19 protein-coding genes are annotated in these 22,498 nt (G+C 72.0%); 11 read left to right on the top strand and 8 right to left on the bottom strand.

Features of this window, described 5'->3' with window-relative positions; translation table 11 throughout:
- Nucleotides 1–16: 16 nt before the first annotated feature.
- Nucleotides 17–1,606, bottom strand: a complete 1,590-nt coding sequence (locus ABD901_RS15330; protein ID WP_345126648.1) for a glycoside hydrolase family 10-like protein — start codon at nt 1,604–1,606, stop codon at nt 17–19.
- Between the two features lie 222 nt (nt 1,607–1,828).
- Here ABD901_RS15330 and ABD901_RS15325 point away from each other — a divergent pair, with 222 nt between their 5' ends.
- The 3 genes from ABD901_RS15325 to urtE are packed head-to-tail and all read left to right on the top strand — an operon-like array spanning nt 1,829 to nt 4,540.
- Nucleotides 1,829–3,094, top strand: coding sequence for an ABC transporter permease subunit (locus tag ABD901_RS15325; RefSeq protein ID WP_345126645.1), 1,266 nt, complete (start codon nt 1,829–1,831; stop codon nt 3,092–3,094).
- Entirely contained in the window at nt 3,091–3,858 is a 768-nt protein-coding gene (urtD, locus tag ABD901_RS15320) for an urea ABC transporter ATP-binding protein UrtD (RefSeq protein WP_345126641.1), read from the top strand. Before ABD901_RS15325 ends, urtD begins: the two co-directional genes overlap by 4 nt.
- The gene (gene urtE / locus ABD901_RS15315; protein ID WP_345126639.1) at nt 3,845–4,540 is read left to right on the top strand and encodes an urea ABC transporter ATP-binding subunit UrtE; all 696 of its coding nucleotides are present in this window, start codon (nt 3,845–3,847) and stop codon (nt 4,538–4,540) included. Before urtD ends, urtE begins: the two co-directional genes overlap by 14 nt.
- Here the strand turns inward: urtE and ABD901_RS15310 are convergent.
- The 3 genes from ABD901_RS15310 to ABD901_RS15300 form a co-directional block, all read right to left on the bottom strand.
- Nucleotides 4,530–5,714, bottom strand: coding sequence for a hypothetical protein (locus ABD901_RS15310; RefSeq protein WP_345126633.1), 1,185 nt, complete (start codon nt 5,712–5,714; stop codon nt 4,530–4,532). The genes urtE and ABD901_RS15310 overlap by 11 nt on opposite strands.
- Nucleotides 5,715–5,719: 5 nt before the next feature.
- Nucleotides 5,720–6,235, bottom strand: coding sequence for a GNAT family N-acetyltransferase (locus tag ABD901_RS15305; RefSeq protein WP_345126630.1), 516 nt, complete (start codon nt 6,233–6,235; stop codon nt 5,720–5,722).
- A 118-nt stretch (nt 6,236–6,353) separates the two neighbouring features.
- The gene (locus tag ABD901_RS15300) at nt 6,354–6,641 is read right to left on the bottom strand and encodes a hypothetical protein (RefSeq protein ID WP_345126627.1); all 288 of its coding nucleotides are present in this window, start codon (nt 6,639–6,641) and stop codon (nt 6,354–6,356) included.
- Between the two features lie 395 nt (nt 6,642–7,036).
- Here ABD901_RS15300 and ABD901_RS15295 point away from each other — a divergent pair, with 395 nt between their 5' ends.
- The 4 genes from ABD901_RS15295 (at nt 7,037) to ABD901_RS15280 (ending at nt 11,489) form a co-directional block, all read left to right on the top strand.
- Entirely contained in the window at nt 7,037–8,053 is a 1,017-nt protein-coding gene (locus ABD901_RS15295) for a helix-turn-helix domain-containing protein (protein WP_345126625.1), read from the top strand.
- An 88-nt stretch (nt 8,054–8,141) separates the two neighbouring features.
- Nucleotides 8,142–9,230 (top strand): hypothetical protein, encoded by a 1,089-nt coding sequence (locus ABD901_RS15290; RefSeq protein WP_345126621.1) that lies wholly within the window; start codon nt 8,142–8,144, stop codon nt 9,228–9,230.
- A 70-nt stretch (nt 9,231–9,300) separates the two neighbouring features.
- A complete protein-coding gene (locus tag ABD901_RS15285; protein WP_345126619.1) occupies nt 9,301–10,770 on the top strand; it encodes a glutamate-cysteine ligase family protein in 1,470 nt (489 codons plus the stop codon).
- Nucleotides 10,764–11,489 carry an enoyl-CoA hydratase/isomerase family protein gene (locus ABD901_RS15280; RefSeq protein WP_345126614.1) on the top strand — a complete coding sequence of 242 codons (726 nt, stop codon included), beginning with the start codon at nt 10,764–10,766 and terminating at the stop codon, nt 11,487–11,489. Before ABD901_RS15285 ends, ABD901_RS15280 begins: the two co-directional genes overlap by 7 nt.
- Nucleotides 11,490–11,601: 112 nt before the next feature.
- Here ABD901_RS15280 and ABD901_RS15275 read toward each other — a convergent pair whose 3' ends face one another.
- On the bottom strand, nt 11,602–12,816 hold the full coding sequence (locus ABD901_RS15275; protein WP_345126612.1) for a bifunctional glycosyltransferase family 2/GtrA family protein: 1,215 nt from the start codon (nt 12,814–12,816) through the stop codon (nt 11,602–11,604).
- A gap of 76 nt (nt 12,817–12,892) precedes the next feature.
- Between ABD901_RS15275 and ABD901_RS15270 the strand changes: the two genes are divergently transcribed.
- Nucleotides 12,893–13,282, top strand: a complete 390-nt coding sequence (locus ABD901_RS15270) for a PPOX class F420-dependent oxidoreductase (RefSeq protein WP_345126610.1) — start codon at nt 12,893–12,895, stop codon at nt 13,280–13,282.
- Between the two features lie 55 nt (nt 13,283–13,337).
- Here ABD901_RS15270 and ABD901_RS15265 read toward each other — a convergent pair whose 3' ends face one another.
- Both ABD901_RS15265 and ABD901_RS15260 read right to left on the bottom strand, forming a co-directional pair.
- A complete protein-coding gene (locus ABD901_RS15265) occupies nt 13,338–15,275 on the bottom strand; it encodes an ArnT family glycosyltransferase (RefSeq protein ID WP_345126606.1) in 1,938 nt (645 codons plus the stop codon).
- Between the two features lie 64 nt (nt 15,276–15,339).
- Nucleotides 15,340–15,843 carry a PaaI family thioesterase gene (locus tag ABD901_RS15260; RefSeq protein WP_345126603.1) on the bottom strand — a complete coding sequence of 168 codons (504 nt, stop codon included), beginning with the start codon at nt 15,841–15,843 and terminating at the stop codon, nt 15,340–15,342.
- 65 nt (nt 15,844–15,908) lie between these two features.
- Here ABD901_RS15260 and ABD901_RS15255 point away from each other — a divergent pair, with 65 nt between their 5' ends.
- The 3 genes from ABD901_RS15255 to ABD901_RS15245 all read left to right on the top strand — a co-directional run bounded on the left by ABD901_RS15255 (nt 15,909) and on the right by ABD901_RS15245 (nt 18,325).
- On the top strand, nt 15,909–16,400 hold the full coding sequence (locus tag ABD901_RS15255; RefSeq protein ID WP_345126598.1) for a winged helix-turn-helix transcriptional regulator: 492 nt from the start codon (nt 15,909–15,911) through the stop codon (nt 16,398–16,400).
- Nucleotides 16,401–16,477: 77 nt separating this feature from the next.
- Entirely contained in the window at nt 16,478–17,176 is a 699-nt protein-coding gene (locus ABD901_RS15250) for an NRDE family protein (protein ID WP_345126595.1), read from the top strand.
- Between the two features lie 144 nt (nt 17,177–17,320).
- A complete protein-coding gene (locus tag ABD901_RS15245; protein ID WP_345126592.1) occupies nt 17,321–18,325 on the top strand; it encodes an SMP-30/gluconolactonase/LRE family protein in 1,005 nt (334 codons plus the stop codon).
- Here ABD901_RS15245 and ABD901_RS15240 read toward each other — a convergent pair.
- Nucleotides 18,322–22,461: an AAA domain-containing protein gene (locus ABD901_RS15240; RefSeq protein ID WP_345126588.1), complete on the bottom strand. Its 4,140-nt coding sequence runs from the start codon at nt 22,459–22,461 to the stop codon at nt 18,322–18,324. The genes ABD901_RS15245 and ABD901_RS15240 overlap by 4 nt on opposite strands.
- Nucleotides 22,462–22,498 lie beyond the last annotated feature (37 nt).

Here is a 22,498-nt window from a genome sequence, read left to right as displayed (position 1 = left end):
ACCGGATGAGCCGTGATCACCCGGACGGTGGGCTTTCGTTCCAGGACCGGTCGAGCTCGGTGACGCAGTAGGTGCCCTTGGGGCCGGTGAACTCGCCGTCGCCGCCCCGGCGGGTGGCCACCAGCTTCGCCTTGTCGCCCTCCACCCGGTACACCGCCGCCGACACCCCCTTGCCGGTCCAATTGAGGACCGTCTTGTCCCCGTCGGCGCGGCTGCGCAGCGCGGGCGCGACCGGCGCGCGGTTGGGCAGCCACTTCATCACCGGGGGCAGCGCCGGGGTGGAGTAGAAGTCCGCGGCGTACTTCGACACCGAGCCCAGCGCGTCGGCCCGCACGCTCTTGGCGCTGAAGTGGATGCTGCCGGTGACCTGCGGATACTTGCGGTTGAGGGCCAGCTGGCGGTCGAGCTCCGCCGGGTCGGACCACGGGCCGGACTGCCCGACGCGATAGTCGGCCTGACCGATGTACAGCTGCACCCTGGTGTCCTTGACGACCGCCGACCACCAGGGCACGAGCTTGGCGTAGTCCGCGATGTCGAAGCCGATGTTCCAGTACAGCTGCGGCACGATGTAGTCGAGCCACTGCTGGCGCACCCAGAGACGGGTGTCGGCGTAGATGTCGTCGTAGCTCTGCAGCCCGCGGGTGGGCGAACCGGACGGGTCGGTGCCGTCGTTGCGCCAGATGCCGAACGGGCTGATCCCGAACTTCACCCACGGCTTGAGCTGCTTGATGCGCTGGCTCATCTCCTGGACGAGCTTGTTGACGTTGTCGCGGCGCCAGTCGGCCTTGCTCAGGCCGCCGCCGTACTTGCGGTAGGCGTCCTCGTCCGGGTAGTCCTGCTTGCCGACCGGGTACTGATAGAAGAAGTCGTCGAAGTGCACGCCGTCGACGTCGTACTTCTCGACCGCCTCGAGCATCGAGTCCTCGACGAACTTGCGCGCCTCCGGGATGCCCGGGTTGAAGTGCAGGCGGCTGCCGGTGGTCCCCACCGAGGGGTAGACGACCGCCCAGTCCGGGTGCTGGCGCAGCGGGTGGTCGGGCGCGAGCGCGTTGATGTCGGGCCCGGCGCCGGACGGGGCGGGCTGGCTGCCGCGGTACGGGTTGAACCAGGCGTGGAACTCGAGGTTGCGCCGGTGCGTCTCGTCGATCATCCACTGCATCAGGTCGAAGCCCGGCCCCTGGCCGCGGACCCCGGTGATCCACTCCGACCAGGGCGCGTAGCGCGACGGCCACAGCGCGTCGCCGCTGGGCCGCACGTGGACGAAGACCGCGTTGAGGTTGCGCTGCACGGCGAGGTCGAGCCAGCCGATGTACTCCGACTTGATCTGGTCGGCGGGCAGCCCGGGCCGGCTGGGCCAGTCGATGTTCTCGACCGTGGTGATCCAGATCCCGCGCAGCTCCCGGGGCGCGCTCAGCGGCGCGCCGCCGCAGCGGGCGGACTGCGGGTCGTTGCGCGCGTCGGCGGCCCGGTTGGCCCGCTCGCCGTTGCCGAACCGATCGATGTCCGGCCCGCCGGCCGAGGCGGACATCGCGTCCGACCACACCATCCGGGCGACGCTCACGCCGCCGACGAGGATCAGCACGATGGCAATGACGATGGGGAGCACCGCCTGGTCTGGGCCGACCCTGCGATAGCGCGTCGGGCCAGACTGGGCGCCCGGCGCTTGGCGGGGCAAGCGGTGAGACACCGGGCTAGTCTGCCCGGACTGTATGGCCCAATAGCAAGCGATTCGGGAACTTCTGTCCTAACGGACCAGTCGGGACCGGTCCTCGGGTAACACATCTGTCGACAATCGATTGTGAACGGGAGGTAATCGCCTGGCAATCAGGTGACCTCCGTCCCGATGGAGGCCGGCTACAACGCCGGCGAGTTCATCATGGCCGGCGCGTACACCACCTATCTCGTGCAGTCGTTCGCCGGCACACAGGCCGTGGCGGTGGCGCTGCCGATCGCGTTCCTGGTCGCCGGCGCGATGGGCCTGGTCCTGGAGCGCCTGCTCATCCGGCGCTTCTACGGCCGTCCGCTGGACACGCTGCTGCTGACCTGGGGCGTGAGCCTCATCCTGCAGCAGCTGGCCATCGACCTCTTCGGCGCGCCGAACGTGCAGGTCAGCGCGCCGCATTGGCTGCGCGGCGGGTTCCAGGTCGCGGACGTCAGCATCTCGTACAACCGGCTGTTCATCATGGCGCTGGCCGCGGCCGGGGTCGTCGGCATCTGGCTGTACCTCACCCGCCTGGCCGCCGGGCGCCGGATGCGCGCGGTGATGCAGAACCGGCAGCTCGCGGCGGTCAGCGGCGTGGCGACCGACCGGGTCGACCAGCTCACGTTCTTCATCGGCTCCGGCTTCGCCGGGCTCGCGGGCGTGGCGCTGACGCTCTTCGCGCTGGCGATGGTGGTGCTGCTGCCCGCCGCCGTCGCCGTGCTCCTGGGCCTGCTGGTGTTCCGGCAGCGGGTGCGCGGCGCGTACTTCGCGGTGCTGTCCCAGGCGCTCGCTGCCGCGTTCGTCATCCTGCTCGTCGGGCAGCAGGGGCTCACCGGGGGTACCAACGGCCTCACGAACATCCAGTTCTTCTTCGGCCTGGACCTGTACGACGAGGCCGACCAGCGCATCGTCTACCTCATCGCGGTCGGCGCGCTGGCCGTGTCGTTCCTGCTGGCCTGGCAGCTCAAGGAGAGCCGCCTCGGCCGGCTGCTGGTGGCGATCCGCGACGGCGAGGACCGGGTGCGCTACCTCGGCTACGACCCGGCCGTGGTCAAGACCGTCGCCTACGCGTTCTCGGCCGCCCTGGCCGGCATCGGCGGCGCGCTCTTCGTGCCGGTCGTCGGGATCATCTCGCCGGCGGAGCTGGGCATCGTGCCCTCGCTCGCCATGCTCATCGGCGTCGCGATCGGCGGCCGCTACTCCCTCGTCGGCGCCGTCGCCGGCGCGCTGCTCTACAACTACGCCGAGACGTCGCTGTCGGAGGCGTGGCCGTCGGGCTGGAAGTACCTCGTCGGCGCCCTGTTCATCGCGGTCATGGTGTGGGCACCGCGCGGCCTCGCCGGCCTGCTGGCTTCGGTTCGTTCTTCGGTTCGTTTGAGAAGGTCGGCATGAGCCCGCTGCTGGAGGTCCGCGGCCTCAACGTCGTCTTCGACGGCTTCCGGGCGGTGACCGACCTCGACTTCTCCGTCGCCGCGGGCGAGCTGCGCTTCGTCATCGGCCCCAACGGCGCCGGCAAGACCACGCTCGTCGACTGCATCACCGGGCGCACGAAGCCGGCGTCGGGCCGCATCACGTTCGACGGCCAGGAGATCCTCGGCCGCCGGGAGCACCGGATCGTCCGGATGGGCATCGGCCGCACCTTCCAGACCTCGGTCGTCTTCGAGGAGCTCACCGTCGGCGAGAACCTCGATCTCGCCGCGTCGTTCCGCCGCCCGCTGGTCTCGCTGCTGCGCCGCCGCCGCGCCTACCCCGACGACGTGGTGCAGGTGCTGGAGACCACCGGCCTGAGCGACCTCGTCGACCGCAAGGCCGGCGTGCTGTCACACGGCCAGCGCCAGTGGCTGGAGATCGGCATGCTCATGGTCCAGCAGCCGCGCCTGCTGCTGCTGGACGAGCCGGTGGCCGGCGTGAGCAAGTCGGAGCGGGAGCGCACCGGCGAGCTGCTCGTCGAGGTGGCCCGCACGCACACGGTCGTGGTCATCGAGCACGACATGGAGTTCCTGCGCCGCTTCGCCACGGTCGTGACGGTCCTGCACGAGGGCCGCCTGCTGTGCGAGGGCAGCGTCGCCGAGGTGCAGGCCGACCCGCGCGTGCAGGAGGTCTACCTCGGCCGCGCCCGATCCGAGCAGCGGGAGGCAGTCGATGTTGACGGTTGAGGCGATCGACGTGTCCTACGGCCGGGCCCAGGTCCTCTTCGGCCTGTCCCTGACCGTCGCGCCCGGCTCGCTGACCTGCGTGATGGGCCGCAACGGCGTCGGCAAGACCACCCTGCTCAAGGCCGTCATGGGCGTGCTGCCGGTCCGCGCCGGCCGCATCACCTTCGACGGCCGCGACATCACCCGCCTCAAGACCTACGACCGCGTCCGCCTGGGCCTCGGCTACGCGCCGCAGGGCCACGAGACGTTCCCGCAGCTGACGGTCTGGGAAAACCTCCAGGTGGTACTCGAGGCCAGCCCGAAGGCCACCCCGTCGTCGCTCGACGAGGCTCTGGACATCTTCCCCGCGCTCAAGCCTCTGCTGCGCAACAAGGCCGGCTTTCTCTCGGGCGGCCGGCAGCAACAGCTGTCCATGGCCCGCACCCTGGTCACCCGCCCGTCGATGCTGCTGCTGGACGAGCCGACGGAGGGCATCCAGCCTTCGGTGATCATCGAGATCGAGGAGGCGATCGAGCGCCTGCACAAGGAAACCGGCGTGGCCGTGCTGCTCGTCGAGCAGTACCTCGACCTGGCCCTGCGCCTGGCCGACCGCTTCGTCATCATCGACGCCGGCGAGGTCGTCCGCTCCGGCGACCGCGCCGACCTGCAAGATCCAGCGGTCCGCGGGCTCCTCACCGTCTGAAGAGCGGGCGGCGAGCGCGGCGTCCCAGGTGGACGGTGGTGGCGTGGGCGAGGCCGAACTCGTGCAGGGCCTCCTCCAGGCGCAGCGTCGTCGGCAGGGCGGCGACAGCGTCGGACCACTCCAGGCGGTCGCGGCGCCAGGCGAGCAGGAAGCGCAGGCAGGCGCGGGGCTCGATGAGGTACGAGCGGGCGCGGGCGGCCTGCAGGGCGGTGATCATGCGGTCGCGGCCGGGCTCGTGCCGGGTCGTCGTGGCGCGGACGAGCAGTTGCTGGATGAGGCGGCGGCGGGTGGCCAGGAAGCCCATCCAGTAGCCCTCGTTGAGGGTGTCGCGGATGGTGCCGCCGCGGCTCAGCACGGCGAAGACGCCCTCGGCCAGGGTGTCGCCGAACTCCTGGTCCAAGGCGCGGCGGGTGTCCTCGAACGGGTCGAACGGGCGCTGCCGCACCGCGCCGAAGCGCGCGACGCCGCGCAGGCGGGCCTCGCCGAGCAGGAAGAACCAGTCCTCGTTGTACACGTCGGGGAAGAACGCCTCGGCGGCGCGGGCCAGCGAGACGACCATCGCGCCGCCGCCCACGAACGTGTCCTGCGGGTCGCCGAGGGCGCGGCGGGCGTGGCAGACGACCGAGTTGTCCTCGAAGCCGCCGACGCGCAGGCCGACCACGGCGTGGCCGTTCAGTGCACCGGCGGCGCGGCGCAGGTCGGCGGGGTCGGGGACGGTGATGTCGTCGTCGAGGAAGGCGATGCGCCGCCAGCCGACCGAGCGGGCCAGCAGCAGCGCGAGGTTGCGCTTCTGGCTCACGTCGGCGTCGCGCTCGAAGTCGGTGCCGGTGAGCATCTCGGTGGTCTCGAGGTACGGGTGCCCGCCGCCGGGCACCCGCGGCGCGTCGATCGCGACGAGGTCGACGGCGACGCCATGCGCGGCGAGCAGCTCGGATATGTCCTCGCGGCCGGCGTCGCGGCTGGCCAGGGCGATGAGCCGGGTGCCGAGGCTCTCGGCCAGGCGGGCCGTGCCGAGCAGCGTCGCGGCCTGCTCGGCGTCGCCGCGGATGCGCCGGGCGGTGGGCACGACGATCGCGTCGAGGCCGGGTGCCTCGCGGGCCGGCGCGGCCGCGGCCTGCAGCAGACCGGCGTGGGAGAGCAGCTGGTCGGCACGCCTGGCGAGGCGCCTGGCCAAGCGGATCAGACCCGCGCCGGGACCGCGGCGCCGAGCGCCTTGACCATGATGTGGCAGCGCTCGGTGCTGAATGCTTTGCGCCCGTCGTCGAGGTAGTCCACGACCATCGCGTTGACCTGGCCGAAGTCCCATTCGACGTACTCGCGGGCCGCGTAGAGCCGCCGGGCCGCCGCGTTGTTCGAGGTGACGCCGAGCGCGATGCGCATGCGGCCCTTCGACAGGACGTACTCCTCGGCGGCCTTCATGATGGCGGACGCGACGCCCTGCCGGCGTACGTCCTTGCGGACCTGAAGACGGCTGAGGATCGGCACGCCGCGGAGGCGCTCGCGCAGCTCCCACTCCTCGGCCGGCACCATGCGCACGAAGGCCGCGCCGAGTGCGGCGGCGTCGTCGCCCGGGAGCACGAAGAGGACGCCGTGAAGTGGCGGGCGGGCAAGGCGATCCTCGAAGTAGTACCGCTCTCCGAAGGCCTTGATCAGGGCCGGCAGGTCAGCGTTGACCGCTGGGCGAACCTGTTGCACCGTAGTCGAGTTTCCTCTCGGCCCGCTGGGAAGACGCGTTGGTTTGGGCACGTGGGTCGGGGACGGCGCCCCCCGGTGCCGTCCCCGGTTTCATGTGGGTTAAACCCGGCCGCAAGGGTCAGCCGGAGCTCGTGTGGATCACCGCGTACAGCATGACGAACATTACGGGAACCAGGAGCGCGAGCCACAACGAACCCCGGACCATGCTCTGCAGCGACTCGCGCCGCAGCTGACGCTGGTGGTTGTTCATCGCAGCCGTCTCCGGGTGCCGGTAACTGTTGAACGAGCGGCCGAGCTGGTTGATGACGACCGCGATGACGATGCCCACCACCGCGATGAACAACAGTCCCGTGTTCGCGCCCGACTCGTGATTTACCGGTGTACTCGAAACGAATAGAATGGCCATCGGTACGTTCCTTAGCCTGGACCCGGTGCCTGGGTAAAGCGCGGAGCTGCCAATCTGGGGCGTCCCGGGGGCAACCGGGAACGCCCCACTTTTTGCGTCAGGCCACGGCGTCTTCGGCGGGCGGTGCTCTCGTGCGATGGACCGGTCCGTAGGACATCACTCCGACCCCCCTCGTTTCAGTCAACGCGACTGAATTTCAGTGATGCCTGAAGTCCTCGACTTCTTCCTGCTCAATAGTTTATTGTTCAGCAATACCTGAAACAATGAGCGCCGGAGGTCTGGGGCCGACTTTCGTATATGTCCAGATCGCGGCGACGATCGACCGGCGTCACGACCGGGGCGGCGGTGATCTTCGGCCGCTGAAGTGGACTGAAGCGGACTGAAGGGGGCATCGATTGAACCCACCCGACGACCTCGCGCAGCGCCTGCGCGAACTGCGGCTTCAGCAACGTTTGGGCCAAGGGGACCTGAAGCAGGCGTTGAAGGTGAGCGTGCCCCTCATCTCCTCGTGGGAGAAGGTCGGCGGCGCCGCCCGGCCCAACCCGGTACACCTGGAGAAGTACGCGCGCCTGTTCGCCACGCCCCGCTCGTTTGCCGGTGCGCGGCCCGAGCTGCTCGACTTCAGCGACCTGACGCCCGAGGAGCGGGTGCGGTACGACGAGCTGAAGCAGTCGCTGGGCCTGGACTCCGAGCCGGTGAACCCGTTGCGGTACCCCGCCGGCGAGCCCCTCACCATCGTCTGCGCCGAGCTGCCCGAGCAGCTGCAGGCGGCCCGGGAGTATGCCGACCCGCTGGCGCCCGACCACGTCGAGCTCTACAGCTACGCCGACCCCGACGCGTTGTTCGAGCTCTACAGCTACCTGCGCCAGGTCAACCCCGCCAGCCGCATCCGCTACAAGCTCGTACACCGGCTCGACCCGGCCGACCTCGACACCCATCTGCTCCTGCTGGGCGGGGTCGACTGGAACACGCTCACCCGGCAGCTGTACGACATGCTCGACCCGCCCGTGAAGCAGGTCGGCCGGGAAGGCATCGAGGCCGGCGCGTTCGAGGTCGTCGACCCCGACGGCACCAAGCGCACGCTGGTGCCCGACCTCAAGGAGGACAACGGACGGCTCACGCTGCGCCAGGACGTCGCACACCTGTGGCGCACGGCGAACCGGTTCGGCGGCGAGGGCTCGACGGTGACCATCTTCAACGGCGTGTACGGCCGCGGGACCTATGGCATCGTGCGGGCGCTGACCGACGTCGACCGGCGCGAGCGGAACTTCCGCTACCTCGAGCGGCGCTTCGGCGGCGGCACCGAGTTCAGCATCGTGTCGCGGGTGCACATCGTCGCCGGGATCCTCACGGTCCCGGACTGGACCGATCCGAACATGCGTCTGCACGAATGGCCGATGGAGTCCGGCTGAGCAGCTGTGACATGCGCGCGCGTGACCCGTAGAGTACTCGTCACACGATTGGCAAGTACGGGAGGCGTCGCGTGGAGTCGGCAGCTTTATGACCGAGCCCGCGGACCCGCACCATCACTTCTCGCACAGGCAACTGCTCAAGCCGGACACCGCCGCGCCGGGCCGCCTGGATGCGATCGTCGTGCCGACCAACCGGCCGATCAGCTATCTGCGCGAGTCGATGCGCCTCGCCCGCGAGCTCGACTGCCTGCTGCTGGTGCTGTGCAGCACGTGGAGCAACGCCGGCCTGGTGATCAGCGAGGCCGCGCGCGCCGAGGTGCCGACCATCGCCGTCGACGTGCCGCCGCGGGTCCGCCTGCCCCGGCCCACCGCCGACGACGTGCTGCTCGAAACCCCCTTCCGCAGCCGCAGCGACACCAGCATGAAGCGCAACATCGGGCTCGCCGTCGCGCGCATGATGGACGGCTGGCAGGCGATCCTCTTCCTCGACGACGACATCACGGTCACCGCCGACGACGTGCGCGGCGCCGCCGGGCTGCTCGCCGACTACGACGCGGTGGGCCTGGCCAACACCGGCTTCCCCGACAACTCGGTGGTCTGCCACGCCAACCGGGAGGTCAGCGGCCAGCAGTTCCAGGACACGTTCATCGGCGCCGGCGCGCTGCTGGTGCCGGCGAGCGGCCGGTCGCACTTTCCGCACGTGTACAACGAGGACTGGTTCTTTGTCTTCGAGCACATCCGCGAGCGGCGCGTCGCCCTGACCGGCGAGGCCGCGCAGCGGGTCTACGACCCGTTCGACAAGCCGGCCCGCGCCCGCCGCCAGGAGTTCGGCGACTGCCTCGCCGAGGGGGTCTTCGAGCTGCTCGACGACGGCCGCGACCTCGCCGACGCGGGCCTGGACTTCTGGCGCGACTACCTCGGCCGGCGGGAGGCGTTCATCGCCGCGGTCATGCAGCGCCTGCCCTCCCTCGGGGTCGAGGACGAGCGGCGGGCGAGGATGACCGAGTCGCTGCGGGCGGCGCAGAACAGCCGAGCCGAGATCACGCCGGAGCTGTGCGTGCGGTACCTCGATGCCTGGCAGCACGACCGCAAGGTGTGGGGCGACTTCCTCGCCGACCTGCCCGAGTTCGACAGCGTGCGGGCGGCTCTTCGTCACCTGAAGCTCGTCCTGCCATAACGGACAGGAGTAAAAGCTCGCCCGGCGTGGTATGCCAGATGGACGGCACTCCCGCGCGGAGGTGGCATCCATGGGCAAGGACGTCGAGTCGCACGTGTTCAGCCGGGAAGACCGGATGCGGTACCGCGACAAAGTGCGCCAATGCCTCGATGCCTTCGCGCGGATGCTCGCCGAGTCGCCGTTCGAGGACGGCGACGGCATGAGCGGCCTGGAGATCGAGCTCAACCTCGTCGACGACGCGTACGACCCGGCGCTGCGCAACCAGCGGGTGCTCGACGCGCTGGCCGACCCGGCGTTCGTCACCGAGCTGGGCCAGTTCAACATCGAGATCAACGTGCCGCCGCGGCGCCTGGCCGGCGACGGCCTCGCCCGCTTCGAGGCGCAGGTGCGCGAGAGCCTCAACGCCGCCGAGGAGCACGCCGCGCAGGTGGACACCCGGCTGGCGATGATCGGGATCCTGCCCACCCTGCGCCGCGACCTGCTCACGCCGGACGTGCTGTCGGCCAACCCGCGGTACGCGCTGCTGAACGAGCAGATCTTCGCGGCCCGCGGCGAGGACCTGCTCATCGCGATCGACGGCGTCGAGCGCCTGCACGTGCGGTGCGACTCGATCGCACCCGAGGCCGCCTGCACGAGCGTGCAGTTCCACCTGCAGGTCGCCCCGCAGCGCTTCGCCGCATACTGGAACGCGGCCCAGGCGATCGCCGCGGCGCAGGTCGCCCTCGGCGCCAACGCCCCGTACCTCTTCGGCCAGGAACTCTGGCGCGAGACCCGCATCCCGCTGTTCGAGCAGGCCACCGACACCCGCGCCGAGGAGCTCAAGAGCCAGGGCGTGCGCCCGCGGGTCTGGTTCGGCGAGCGCTGGATCACGTCGATCTTCGACCTGTTCGAGGAGAACGTGCGGTACTTCCCGGCCCTGCTGCCCATCTGCGAGGACGAGGACCCGATCGCCACCCTCGACGACGGCGCCGCGCCGCGCCTGGGCGAGCTGCGCCTGCACAACGGCACGATCTACCGCTGGAACCGCCCCATCTACGACGTCGTCGACGGCCGCCCGCACGTGCGCGTCGAGAACCGCGTCCTGCCGGCGGGCCCGACCGTCGTGGACAACATGGCCAACGCGGCGTTCTACTTCGGCCTCGTCCATCGCCTGGCGAGCCAGGAGCGTCCGGTGTGGACACAGATGTCGTTCGGCGCCGCCGAGGAGAACTTCCACACTGCCGCCCGCCTCGGCATCGACGCCGCCGTGTTCTGGCCCGGCCTGGGCTCGGTCCCCGTCACCGAACTCGTCCTGCGCCGCCTGCTCCCGCTGGCCTACGAGGGCCTCGACGACTGGGGCGTCCACCCCGACCAGCGCGACCGCCTGCTCGGCATCATCGAGCAGCGCTGCCTGACCCAGCGCAACGGCGCCGCCTGGCAGGTCGAGACCGTGCACGCGATCGAGGGCAGCGGCCCGGTCGAGCGGGACGTGACGATGCGCAAACTCGTGGCGGAGTACCTTCCGAGGATGCATTCGAACGTCCCCGTCCACGAATGGTGAACGGCGAGCTCGTCCTCACGCAGGACGGCCCGATCGCCACCCTCGTCATCAGCAACCCCGCGAAGCGCAACGCGATGACGGCCGCGATGTGGCGGGCGCTCCCATCCCTGCTCGAAGCCCCCGCCAAGGACCCGTCGGTCCGCGCCCTGATCCTGGCCGGCGCCGGCGGCACCTTCTGCGCCGGTGCCGACATCACCGAGGCCGCATCGCTGGCCCGCGCCGGCGACGCCAGCCTCGCGGTCCGGGCCGAGCAGGCCCTGGCGGCCTTCCCCAAGCCCACGATCGCCCGCATCGACGGCTTCTGCGTGGGCGGCGGCTGCCAGCTCGCGGTCGCCTGCGACCTGCGCTTCGCCGCCTCCGACAGCCGCTTCGGCATCACCCCGGCGAAGCTCGGCATCGTGTACCCACCGTCGACCACCCGCCGCCTGGCGTCCCTGATCGGCCCGGCCAGGGCGAAGCTGCTCCTCTACACCGCGGACCTCTTCGACGCTGCGGCCGCCGAGCGCATGGGCCTCGTCGACGCTGTGTTCCCGCCGGCCGATCTGGCATCGTCGGTACTGCAGGTTGCGTCCACGATCGCCTCCCGCTCCCAGCTGACCCAGCGCGCGACGAAGGCCGTCCTCTCCGGCAGCGAGCCCCCGCCGCAGGACGAGGCGGAACTGTCGGAGGGCATCGCCGCGTTCCTGTCCCGCCGCCCGCCGGCGTTCCCCTGGTCCTGAAGCCGGTCTTTTCCGACAAGTCGGGCGCTGGCGCGCCACGACTTGTCGGATTTATGCCCTGTCAGGCGATAAATCAGCCCACAATGGTCGCGCCAGCGCCCGACATTGCCTCTCAAACACGGCGGAAGACCCACACGCGCATCAGGACGAACCGCAGGAGCGTCGTCACGGCGTTGGCGAGGAGCAGGACGGACAGCTCGGCCCAGTGGCTGTGGGCAGGAGCGGCGACGTTCAGCAACGCGAGAGCGGCCGCGTTCAGGGCCCAGCCGAGCACGAACAACAGCAGGCCCTGGACCTGGTGGCGTACCGCCCCCTCGGCGCCCCGGATGGCGAACGTCAGCCGCCGGTTCAGCGCCGTGTTCGCCACCGCGGTGCTCAGCAGCGCGATGAAGTTCGCCGCCTGCGCGCCGGTCGCCGGTCGCAGCAGCGCGAACAGGGCCAGGAACGCGACCGTGGACAGGATGCCGATCCCGCCGAAGCGCAGCAGCTGCGGCAGCATGCCGGCCGGGACGCCCTCGACCAGCGGGGCGCGGCCGAAGCGGTTGCGCAGCGCGGCCAGCGGCAGGCGGCCGGTGAACAGCGCGCGGCCCAGGCGCGCGATGCCCCTGAGGTCGGCGAGCGCGGTCGCGACGATGTCGACCCGGCTGTCGGGGTCGTCGATCCAGTCGACCGGCACCTCGTGGATGCGCAGGCCCGCCCGCTGCGCGAGGACCAGCAGCTCGGTGTCGAAGAACCAGCCGGTGTCCTCGACCATCGGCAGCAGCTGCTCGGCCACGTCCCGGCGGATCGCCTTGAAGCCGCACTGTGCGTCGGAGAAGCGGGCGCTCAGGGCGGTACGCAGGATGCGGTTGTAGCTGCGGGAGATGAACTCGCGCTTCGGGCCCCGCACGACCCGCGAGCCGCGCGCGAGGCGGCTGCCGATCGACACGTCGGAGTGGCCCGACAGCAGCGGCGCGACCAGCGGCAGCAGGGCGTTGAGGTCGGTGCTGAGGTCGACGTCCATGTACGCGAGCACCGGCGCGTCCGAGGCCGACCACGCGCGCTTCAACGCCCGGCCGCGGCCCTTCTCGGCCATGCGGAGCACCTCGACGCCGGGCAGCTCGACGCTCAGCGCGGCCGCGACCGCTGGCGTTGCATCGGTGCTGGCGTTGTCGGCGACGGTGATGCGAAAGGGGTACGGGAAGCTCTCGCTCAGGTGGCGATGCAGCCGACGCACGCAGGGCCCGAGGTCGGCCTCCTCGTTGTAGACCGGGATCACGACGTCGAGGACGGCGCCGGTCGCTCGGCGGCCGGGGCCGTCGGCGCGAGGAAGTGTCTCAGTGCTCATGGTGACCAACGGTCGGGGCCGGACCTTCCGGAAGCTTCCGGCGTACCTGTGGCCCGCCTGTGAATAGAGTCGGGTCATGACCTTCACGCAGGCTGAGCTCGACTACCTGGCCACGCAACGCCTCGGGCGGCTGGCCACCGTCTCGCCCGACGGGCAGGTGCAGAACAACCCGGTCGGCTTCTTCGTCGACGGCGCCACCGGCGCGATCGTCATCGGCGGCGGCGCCATGGGCGGGACCAAGAAGTTCCGCAACGTCCAGCGCGGCAGCACGGTCGCGCTCGTCGTGGACGACCTGGCGTCGGTCGATCCGTGGACGGTCCGCGGCATCGAGATCCGGGGCACGGCGGAGGCGCTGACCGATCAGGATCCGCCGATGCGCGGCATGTCGCGCGAGGTCATCCGGATCACACCCAACAAGATCACCTCGTGGGGCCTCGACGGGCCCCGGTCCACCCGCGCGGTCTGAGGCAGGCACGGCGGCGGCGGCCGGAAAACCGACCGCCGCCGCCGATGAGAAAGTCCTACGCAGTCAGGTCGTACAGCGTGGTGTTGCCGACCGTCTGCGCCGTGTAGTTGGCCGCGACCCAATCGGCGATCTCGGCGCTCACGCTGCTGCCGCCGTTGCTGCGCCCGCCGAGCCCCGCGCCGCCGATGAAGTAGTGGATCTTTCCGTCCTGCACGTACTGCTGGAACTGCGCCAGGCTCGGGGCCGGGTCGCTGCCGTTGAACCCGCCGATCGCCATCACCGGCTCCTCGGAGGCTAGCTGGTAGCCGGAGGCGTTGTTGGAGCCGACCGCGGCGGCGACCCAGGTGTACTTCGCGGCGTCCTTCTGCAGCGCCGCGACCACCTCCGAGCTCGGCGTCGTCGCGTTGAGCAGGCCGCCCATACCGCCAGCACCACCCATGCCGCCGCCCATCCCGCCGCCCATGCCGCCACCGCCGCCGCGGGCGTTGAAGCCGCCCGGGGGAGTGCCGTTGAAGCGCCCGCCGCCGAAGCCGCCCGACCCGCCCGCGACGGCGGGGCCGGCGGTGACGATCGAGCCGGTGTGCGGCGTCGCCGCGGTGTTGAGCGAGTAGGCGACGGGGCCGCCGAGGACCGCGAAGAGGGCCAGAGCCACCGCGGCGAGGCGCAGGCGCCGGTTGATCTGCTGGCTCAGCAGGAGCCCGGCCGCGCCGATGCCGCCGGCGACGAGCACCGCGACCCGCAGCCACGGGTGGAAGCCGCTGGCGCGCTCCAGCAGCAGGTACGACCAGACCGCGGTGACCGCCACCGTGCCGCCGAGCACCAGCTGGGCGTAGAGGTCCGCGCGCCGGCGCCACAGGGTCGCCGCGCCCATGCCGGCCAGCGCGCCGATCGCCGGGGCCAGGGCCACCGTGTAGTAGTCGTGGAAGATGCCCTGCATGTAGCTGAAGACCACGGCGGTGGTGACCAGCCAGCCGCCCCACAGCACATAGGCGGCCCGCCGCGTGGACCACACCAGGCCCGCCACCGTGAGGATCAGCGCCGCCGGCAGCAGCCAGGAGGCCTGGCCGCCGGTCTGCCCGTCGAGCAGGCGCGACCAGCCGGTCTCGCCCCAGCCGCCGCCGTTGCCCCCGCCGCCACCGCCGACGCTGCCGGTCTCGTTGCCGGTCAGGCGGCCGAAGCCGTTGTACCCCAGCGTCAGCTCGAGGATCGAGTTCGTCTGCGAACCGCCGATGTAGGGCCGCCACGACGCCGGGGTCAGCGAGACGATCGCGACCCACCAGCCGGCCGAGACGATCACCGCGGCGCCGGTCGCGAGCAGCTGCACCAGCCGGCGCGCCCAGCCGGTCGGCGCGAACAGCAGGTAGGCCAGGCCGAACGCGGGCACGACCAGCAGCGCCTGGAGCATCTTGGTGAGGAACCCGAAGCCGACCGCCGAGCCCGCGAACAGCAGCCACCAGGTACTGCCCCGCTCGATGGCGCGCACCATGCCGTACACGCCGGCCACCAGCAGCAGCATCAGCAGCGCGTCGGGGTTGTTGAAGCGGAACATCAGCGTGGCCACCGGGGTGCTCGCGAGCACCGCGCCGGCGAGCAGGCCGGCCGCCGGGCCGTGCCAGCGCTTGACGGTGATGTACAGCAGCCAGACCGTCGCCACCCCGATCAACGCCTGCGGCGCGAGCACGCTCCAGGGGCTCAGCCCGAAGATCCGCACCGACAGCCCGATGATCCACAGCGCGGCCGGCGTCTTGTCGACGGTGATGAAGTTCGAGGCGTCCGAGGAGCCGAAGAACCACGCCTCCCAGCTCTCGCCGCCGGCCTGGCCGGCCGCCGCGTAGAAGGCGTTGCCCCAGCCGGACGCGCCGAGGTTCCACAGGTACAGCACGCCGGTGGCGATGAGGAGCAGCGGGAGCGCCGCGCGGGTCCAGGCCGGTGTCCCGGTCGACTCAGCGGGCGGGGCGGCGGGCGCGGCCGGGCGGGTCAGCGTGGTGGTCATGCCATTCAAGCTGCGGCCCGACCCTTCCGGCCGCTTCAACGAGGGCTGTGGGCCGGCTGTGAACTCAGAGCTCGAACAGCATGCAGGTCGAGGTGGCGTGCGCGACCAGCCCGCCGCGGGCGTCGGTGATCTGCGCCTGGGCCAGCGCGGTCCGGCGCCCCTTCGAGATGACGGTGCCCTCGCAGGTCAGCACCCCGGACGCGATGGACGCCGGGCGCAGGAACTTGGTGTTCAGATCCAGGGTGGTGTACCCCATGCCGGCCGGCAGCGTCGAGTGCACCGCACAGCCCGTGGCGGTGTCCAGCAGCGTCGCGAGCACCCCGCCGTGCACGGTGCCGAGGGGGTTGTAGTGGTACTCCCGCGGCTCCAGCGTCACCACCACGCGCCCGGCCTCGGCCTCGAGCCGCCCGGTGCCCAGCAGGTGGGTGACCGGCGGCGCCGGCAGCTCGCCGCGCGACATGGCCTGCAGCAGCTCCAGCCCGCCGCGCCGGCCGACCTCGGCGGCGTTGAGCATCGGGTCCGACCAGGTGAAGGTGCGGCTGCGGAGGTCCGCCTCGGTCTGCGTCATGGACCCAGCCTTCCGGGGCGGCCTGGATCTGTCAATAAGACCCAGCTCGGCGTTAGCCTGAGAACATGAGACCCAGAGCACTCGAGTGGTCGGTGGACAACTGCACCATCGGCCGGACGATGGCGATCCTCGGCGAGCGGTGGACGATCGTCGTGCTGCGCGAGGTGTTCAACGGCGTCTTCCGCTTCGACGACATGCGCGAGCGCACCGGCATACCCCGCCAGGTGCTCACCAACCGGCTCGCCCTGCTCGTCGACAACGGCATCCTGCGCCGCGTGCCCTACCGGGAGCCCGGTTCGCGGGCCCGCGAGGAGTACCGGCTCACGGAGAAGGGCTTCGACCTGTACCCGCTGCTCGTCGCCGTCCGCGAGTGGGGCGACCGCTACCTCGCCGACCCGGGCGGTCCGCCGCTGCAGACCGTCCACCGCGGCTGCGGCGCCGAGGTGCACGCCACGCTCATGTGCGAGGCCGGCCACGTCGACGTCGTCCCGCGCGACGTCGTGCCGCAGCCGGGGCCGGGTGCGATTCGGCGGATCCCGGTCGAGGTGCCCGAATAGCGGCGTCGCCGCGGGCGATCTCGCGGATTGGCTGACCGCCGGGATCCCTCGGCTCGGCGGGGCATAACGTTCGGTCCATGTGCACCGTGCTCCTCCGGTTCGACCCCGACGCCACGTGGCCCGTGCTGATCGCAGCGGTCCGCGACGAGTACCTGGCCCGCCCCTGGGAGCCCCCCGCCGAGCATTGGCCCGGCCGGTTCGGCGGCCGCGACAGCACCGCCGGCGGCACCTGGCTGGCCGTGGACCCGGCCCGCCCGAGCGCGACCGCCCTGCTCAACGGCTTCCCCCCGTTGCCGCCGGTCGGCGATCGCCCCACGCGTGGCTCACTCCCGCTCGCACCGCACCCACCCGCCGACGACGTGCTGCGCGCCTTCGACGCGTTCCACCTCGTCCGCGCGGAGCCCACCGAGATCGCGGTGACGTCGTGGGACGGCACCGCGGTGACCCACCGCCTGCTGGCGCCCGGCGACCACGTGATCGTGAACCAGGGCATCGACGTCAACCACTTCGCCCCACTGCGCGCCGCCGCCACCCCCGACCCGAAGCCCGGCCTCTCCTCGGCGGAGGCCTGGGGCGACTGGATCGCGCTGCTCTCGGGCGGCGAGTTCACGGGCGCCGCCGAGCGCCCGCTGCTGGTCCGCCGCGAGGTCGACGGGCTGCTCTACGGCTCGGGTTCGGCCAGCCTGGTTGCAATCGGCGAGCCCGGCGTGCGCTACGACTTCACCGCCAACCCCGGCCCGGACGCGGTTTGGGGCGAGATCACGCTCCCGAACTGACCCCCAGGCCCGAACGAGCCTCAGCCGTGGTCAGCGTCCGCGCCGGGCCGAATCCTGCCGGCGTTGACCACGGCGCTGCTCGGTGGGACAACGAGGGGGCGCAACGGGTTCCGGACGGACCGGGTCCGGGTGGACACTGCGGGCATGACTGTCCCGCGCCCGAGGGCACCGTGGCTCATCCGGCCGGCCAAGCTCCCGGCGACCACCCCACCGCCGCTGGACGGCGCGTGGGCGCCCGCCGACGCCCGCATCGACGCGGCCGAGCTGATCGCGATCCCCGGCGGCCACCCGCCCGAGGACGTCGCGGTGGACGGTGCCGGCGCGGTGTACTGCGGCACCGAGGACGGCCGCCTCTGGCGCTACACCGGCGAGTTCGCCGAGCTCGCCGACACCGGCGGGCGCCCGCTCGGCATCGAGGCCGACCCGCGCGACGGCACCCTGATCGTCTGCGACGCCTACCGCGGCCTGCTGCGCGTCACGCCCGACGGCGCGATCACCGACCTGACCCGCACCGCGGCCGGCACCCCCATCATGATGTGCAACAACGCCGCGATCGCCGGCGACGGCGTCGTGTACTTCAGCGACTCCTCCAGCCGCTTCCCGGTCTCGCACTGGCGCCGCGACCTGCTCGAGCACCAACCGAACGGCCGCGTGCTCGCGTACGACCCGGCATCGGGCGAGACATCGGTGGTCGCGAACGGAATGTACTTCCCCAACGGCGTCGCGCTCACCCCGGACGAGTCGGCGCTGCTGGTCTGCGAGACCGTCGCGCACCGGCTCTCGCGGATCGACCTGTCCTCGGGCGAGGTCACACACCTGGGCGATCTGCCCGCCTACCCGGACAACATGTCGGCCGTGGGCGACGGCACGTTCTGGATCGCGCTGGCCAGCCTCCGGGTCCCGATCGCCGAGCGCCTGCTGCCGCACCCGAACGTGCGACGGATCGCCGCCGTGCTGCCGCAGCGCCTCCAGCCCCAGCCGCTGCCGCACACGATCGTCGCCCGCGTCGACGCGGCCGGCGCCGTGCTCGAGACGCTGCACGGCCCGACCGGCCACTACCCGATGCTGACCGGCGTCCGCCAGGCCGGCGACACCCTGTGGCTGGCCAGCCTGACCGAGCCCGCCCTCGCCCGCGTCGCGCTCGACTAGTCGGTCTCGGGGCGCTGGCGGGGGTCGGTGTCCAGGACGCGCGTGGGCTCGGCACCCGGGTCGTCGCCGGGTGCGCTCTCGCCGCGGGCCTCGGCCAGGGCGGCCAGGAGCGTCGCGTTGATCCGGGAGCCGCCGCGCTTGAAGCCCAGGTGCCTGCGGGCCTCGTCGACGACCTGCTCCTCGGTGCGCAGCAGGGTGTCGGACTCGATCCAGCGGATCAGGTCGACGAGCAGCTCGCGCGGGTACTCGTTGATCGGCCGGCCCGGCGTGAGCACCGGGCGCGGGAGCGGGCGGCTGTCGTCGTCGACGGGCGCGGCGGCCTCGGCGGGCGGCGCGGCCAGGACCACGGTCGGCTCGTCGGTGCGGCGGGCGTCGACGGCGGCAACCGCCTCGTCGTAGGCGGCCCGCGCACGGGACGTCTCGGCGACCGGGTCGGCGAACCAGTCCGTCGACCAGATGCGGTGGAAGCGCCAGCCGAGCCGCTCCAGCTGCTCCTGGCGCAGGCGGTCGCGGTCGCGGGCGGTGCTCGACGAGTGGTACGACGCGCCGTCGGTCTCGATCGCGAGCACCATCTCGCCGGGGATGGTCGGGTGCTCGCAGGCGAAGTCGATGCAGTAGCCGGCCACGCCGAACTGCGGGGTCACCGGGATGCCGGCGGCGGCGAGCCGGTCGCGCACGTCGCGCTCGAAGGCGTTGAGCTCGGGGCGGGCGCCGGCCGCGGCGGACAGGGAGGTGCCGCCGGACTCGGTGTACTCCAGGTAGGAGCGCAGCAGCCGCACGCCGTCGCTGGTGCTGCGCGACGGGTCCATGTCGGCGGCGGTGAACGAGCTGACCAGGGTCATGCGCCGGCGGGCCCGCGTGACGGCGACGTTCAGGCGCCGCTCGCCGCCGGGCAGCAGGAGCGGGCCGAAGCGGTACAGCAGCCGGCCGGCGGCGTTCTTGCCGTACCCGATGGAGAGGATGATCGCGTCGCGCTCGTCGCCCTGGACCCGCTCGAGGTTCTTGACGAAGAACGGCTCGGCGGCGGTCTCGGCGAAGAACGCGTGCAGCTCCGGCCGCGCCGAGAGCGCCTTGCGCAGCGCGAGGTCGATGCGCTCGGCGTGGGTGATGCCCATCGTGATGACGCCGAGCGACTCGTTGGGGCGCAGCTGCGCGTGCTGCAGTATCAGCTCGACGACCCGGTTGACCTCGGCGGTGACCGAGTCGGTGCCCTCCTCACCGGCGTCGTCGTCACGGCCCACTGGCGCGAACGGGACGTGGACGTGCGACACCGTGCCGGCGCCGGCCACGCCGGGGAAGGTGACCAGCGAGCCGTCGTAGATGTGCGCGTTGGAGAAGGCGATGAGCCGGTCGTCCTGGCTGCGGTAGTGCCAGCGCAGCAGGTAGCCGGGCAGCAGCGCGGTGAGCACGTCCAGGATCGACTCGTAGCCGGAGGTCAGCGACAGGTCGATCGAGCCGTCGGCGTTGACGCCGAGCGGGTCGGCTCCGGTGCCCTCCTCGGCCGCGGTGAAGAACGACGTCGGCGGCAGCTGGTGCTCGTCGCCGGCGACGACGATCTGGCGGCCGCGCAGCAGCGCCGGCACGGCGTCGGCCGGGGTGACCTGGCTCGCCTCGTCGAAGACGACGACGTCGAAGAGGTCGGCCTGCGGCGGCAGCAGCTGCGAGACGACCAGCGGGCTCATCGCCCAGCACGGGCGCAGCGCCGTGAGCATGTGCGGCGCGGTGGCGAAGAGCTGGCGGATCGGCAGGTGGCGGCGCTTGAGGTTGGCCTGATGCTCGACCAGGCGGCTCTCGTCCGGATACTCGTCGCGGGTATGGGTGATGTGCTCGGCGACGGCGCGCAGCACCCGGGTGGCGGTCGCGTCGATATGGCGGCGGTCGGCGTCGCGGTACTCGGCGACGGTGCGGGCGTGCAGCGGGCCGTCGAAGGCGCCGACGCGCGGGTCGGTGAAGTTGAGGTGCTGCAGGATCGACGCGTGCCAGCAGGCGTCGAAGACGGCCGCGGCGAGATCGGCGTCGGGCGCCTGGCGCGCCCGCAGGTCCTCCAGGAGCGGGTCGAGGCCGGCGGCGGTGAAGGCGCCCGTCAGCTCGTTGAGGCGCGGCACCCGGCGCAGGGTGCGCTCGTCGGCGGCGAGGCTCGCCGCGACGCGGCCGAGCCGGTCGAGGTCCATGGTGGCCATCGGGATGTGGCCGCAGTACCGCAGGAGCTGCTGAACCTGCCCGTCGAGCTGGTCGAACGCGGCGCGGGCCCGCGGCAGGTCGGCGGGCAGGCGCGGCTGGCCGCCGTCGCGGGCGAGCTCCGCCCAGCGCCGCCGCTGCGCGAGCGCCGCCGAGAGCCCCTCGAAGAGCTGCTGGCGGCTCGGCGCGCCCGAACCGCGCCACAGCTGCGCGGCCTGCTTGCGCATCTTGCGCCGGGTCCACCAGCCGGCGTCGGTGCCGGGCTGCCCGGCGTGCGCGCGCCGCCACTCCTTGTCGGCGGCCGAGGCGAGGTGCAGGGAGAGGTCGACGCGGAACACCTCGTCGCGGAACTGGGCGAGGGTCGCGGCGACGGCGTCGAGGAAGCCGAACAGGCCGCGCCAGCCGTTGAGGTCGGCGGGCGCGCGCAGGCCGGTCTGTTCGAGCACGTAGCGCAGGGCCGGCCGGGCGGCGGGCAGCGACCGCTCGTTGATCCCTTCGGCGAGGTCGAAGGCGGCCTCGGCGTCGGCCGGCGTGGCCACGGCGGAGCCGATCCAGCCGGACTGCTCGCCGGTCACGGCGAACCCGCCGACGGTCGCGTAGTCGCGCAGCTGCTCGCGGACCCTGCGGGCGTTGGCCGCGTCGAGGGCGGCGAGGACCGGTCCGCGCAGCCGCACGGTGGTCATCGGCCACACCGCCGCCGACAGCCGGATCATCTCCGCCTGTGCCTGGTACGCCGAGATGCCCCACGGCTCGCGCGACTGGTGCATGGCGTCGTCGTGGTCGTTGAGCGTGGCCCGGCGGGCGGCGAGGGTCTCGTGCAGCACGCCGAGGTCGGGCTGGGCGATGCGCGCGGCCGAGTCGAAGGCGGCCTTGAGGTCGGCGGCGACCTTGCGCCGCGAGGTCGTGCCGTCGTGCACGTCCATGACCAGGTTGCCCAGCCCGCGGCGGGCCAGCCGGTCGGTGACGGCGGTGATCGCGGCCCGCTTCTCGGCCACGAACAGCACCCGCTTGCCCCGCGCGACCAGCGAGGCGATGAGGTTGGCGATGGTCTGGCTCTTGCCGGTGCCGGGCGGGCCCTTGATGACGCTGTGCTGGCCGGCGAGCACGGCGTTGATCGCGTAGTTCTGCGAGGAGTCGGCGTCGAGGACCAGGAACTCGTCCTCCGGCGGGATCCAGTCCGGGTCGCGCAGCGCGATGCCGGGCGCCGGGCGCAGCGCCTCCTGCGCGTCGCGGTCGCCGGCGATCGCGGCGATCACGTCGTGCTCCACCAGGGCGCGCGCGGCGACCCGCAGGTCGGTGACCATCGGCAGCTTGGCGTAGGAGAAGGTGCCCAGCACGCAGCGCGGGCTGACCGCGAAGCCGCGGACCCGGCCCGCCGCCTCCTTGACCAGCCGCTCGTACAGCGGCTGCGGGTCGAAGCCGGCGGTGTAGCTGACCAGCTCCTCGAGCTCGTCGGCGTCGACCCGCACGCCGAAGTCCTCCTCGAGCAGCTGCAGCAGCGTCGGGTTGAGCTCCAGGTCGCCCTGCAGGGTGAGGTCGAAGTCGTCCTCGGCCGCGCCGCGGGCCCGCAGCACCGCCGAGCGCAGCAGCACCGGCGCGGCGGGCGCGGCGCCGCCGCCGGGCGGCGGGGTCCAGGTGGCGCTGCCGATCGCCGCGAAGCACGTCTCGATGCCGCGCTCCTCGGCGAGCTCGCGCGCCTTGTTGCGGATCGTCCGGGCCCGCTTGATCGCGGCGGCGTGCGCATCGGCGTCGGGGAAGAGCTGGCCGAGCGGCATCGTGCGGCCGCCGAAGAGCGCCTCGAGCGTCAGCGGATCAACGCCGGTCAGATCCAGGGTCCCGGCCCGCAGATCGCGGTAATACAGCAGCGTGTTGCGCCCGCCGAGGTCGATCAGCTGAGACCGCCAGCGGCGGGACGCCTCCTGCACCAGCGAGCCTCGCCGGTCGACAGCGTCGTCCACGGTTGCGAGCGTAGCGGCCCTGACAAGAAGGCGTCGG

Origin of the sequence: Dactylosporangium darangshiense (assembly GCF_039537565.1) — a bacterium.
In the GTDB taxonomy this organism is placed as follows: Bacteria; Actinomycetota; Actinomycetes; order Mycobacteriales; family Micromonosporaceae; genus Dactylosporangium; species Dactylosporangium darangshiense.
This window is presented reverse-complemented; position numbering and strand designations above follow the sequence as displayed.

Coding starts and splice junctions, on each gene's coding strand:
- urtD (WP_345126641.1), top strand. CDS start 3,091: ATGAGCCCGCTGCTGGAGGTCCGCGGCCTCAACGTCGTCTTCGACGGC.
- urtE (WP_345126639.1), top strand. CDS start 3,845: ATGTTGACGGTTGAGGCGATCGACGTGTCCTACGGCCGGGCCCAGGTC.
- ABD901_RS15300 (WP_345126627.1), bottom strand. CDS start 6,641: ATGGCCATTCTATTCGTTTCGAGTACACCGGTAAATCACGAGTCGGGC.
- ABD901_RS15290 (WP_345126621.1), top strand. CDS start 8,142: ATGACCGAGCCCGCGGACCCGCACCATCACTTCTCGCACAGGCAACTG.
- ABD901_RS15285 (WP_345126619.1), top strand. CDS start 9,301: ATGGGCAAGGACGTCGAGTCGCACGTGTTCAGCCGGGAAGACCGGATG.
- ABD901_RS15280 (WP_345126614.1), top strand. CDS start 10,764: ATGGTGAACGGCGAGCTCGTCCTCACGCAGGACGGCCCGATCGCCACC.
- ABD901_RS15275 (WP_345126612.1), bottom strand. CDS start 12,816: ATGAGCACTGAGACACTTCCTCGCGCCGACGGCCCCGGCCGCCGAGCG.
- ABD901_RS15270 (WP_345126610.1), top strand. CDS start 12,893: ATGACCTTCACGCAGGCTGAGCTCGACTACCTGGCCACGCAACGCCTC.
- ABD901_RS15265 (WP_345126606.1), bottom strand. CDS start 15,275: ATGACCACCACGCTGACCCGCCCGGCCGCGCCCGCCGCCCCGCCCGCT.
- ABD901_RS15260 (WP_345126603.1), bottom strand. CDS start 15,843: ATGACGCAGACCGAGGCGGACCTCCGCAGCCGCACCTTCACCTGGTCG.
- ABD901_RS15255 (WP_345126598.1), top strand. CDS start 15,909: ATGAGACCCAGAGCACTCGAGTGGTCGGTGGACAACTGCACCATCGGC.
- ABD901_RS15250 (WP_345126595.1), top strand. CDS start 16,478: ATGTGCACCGTGCTCCTCCGGTTCGACCCCGACGCCACGTGGCCCGTG.
- ABD901_RS15245 (WP_345126592.1), top strand. CDS start 17,321: ATGACTGTCCCGCGCCCGAGGGCACCGTGGCTCATCCGGCCGGCCAAG.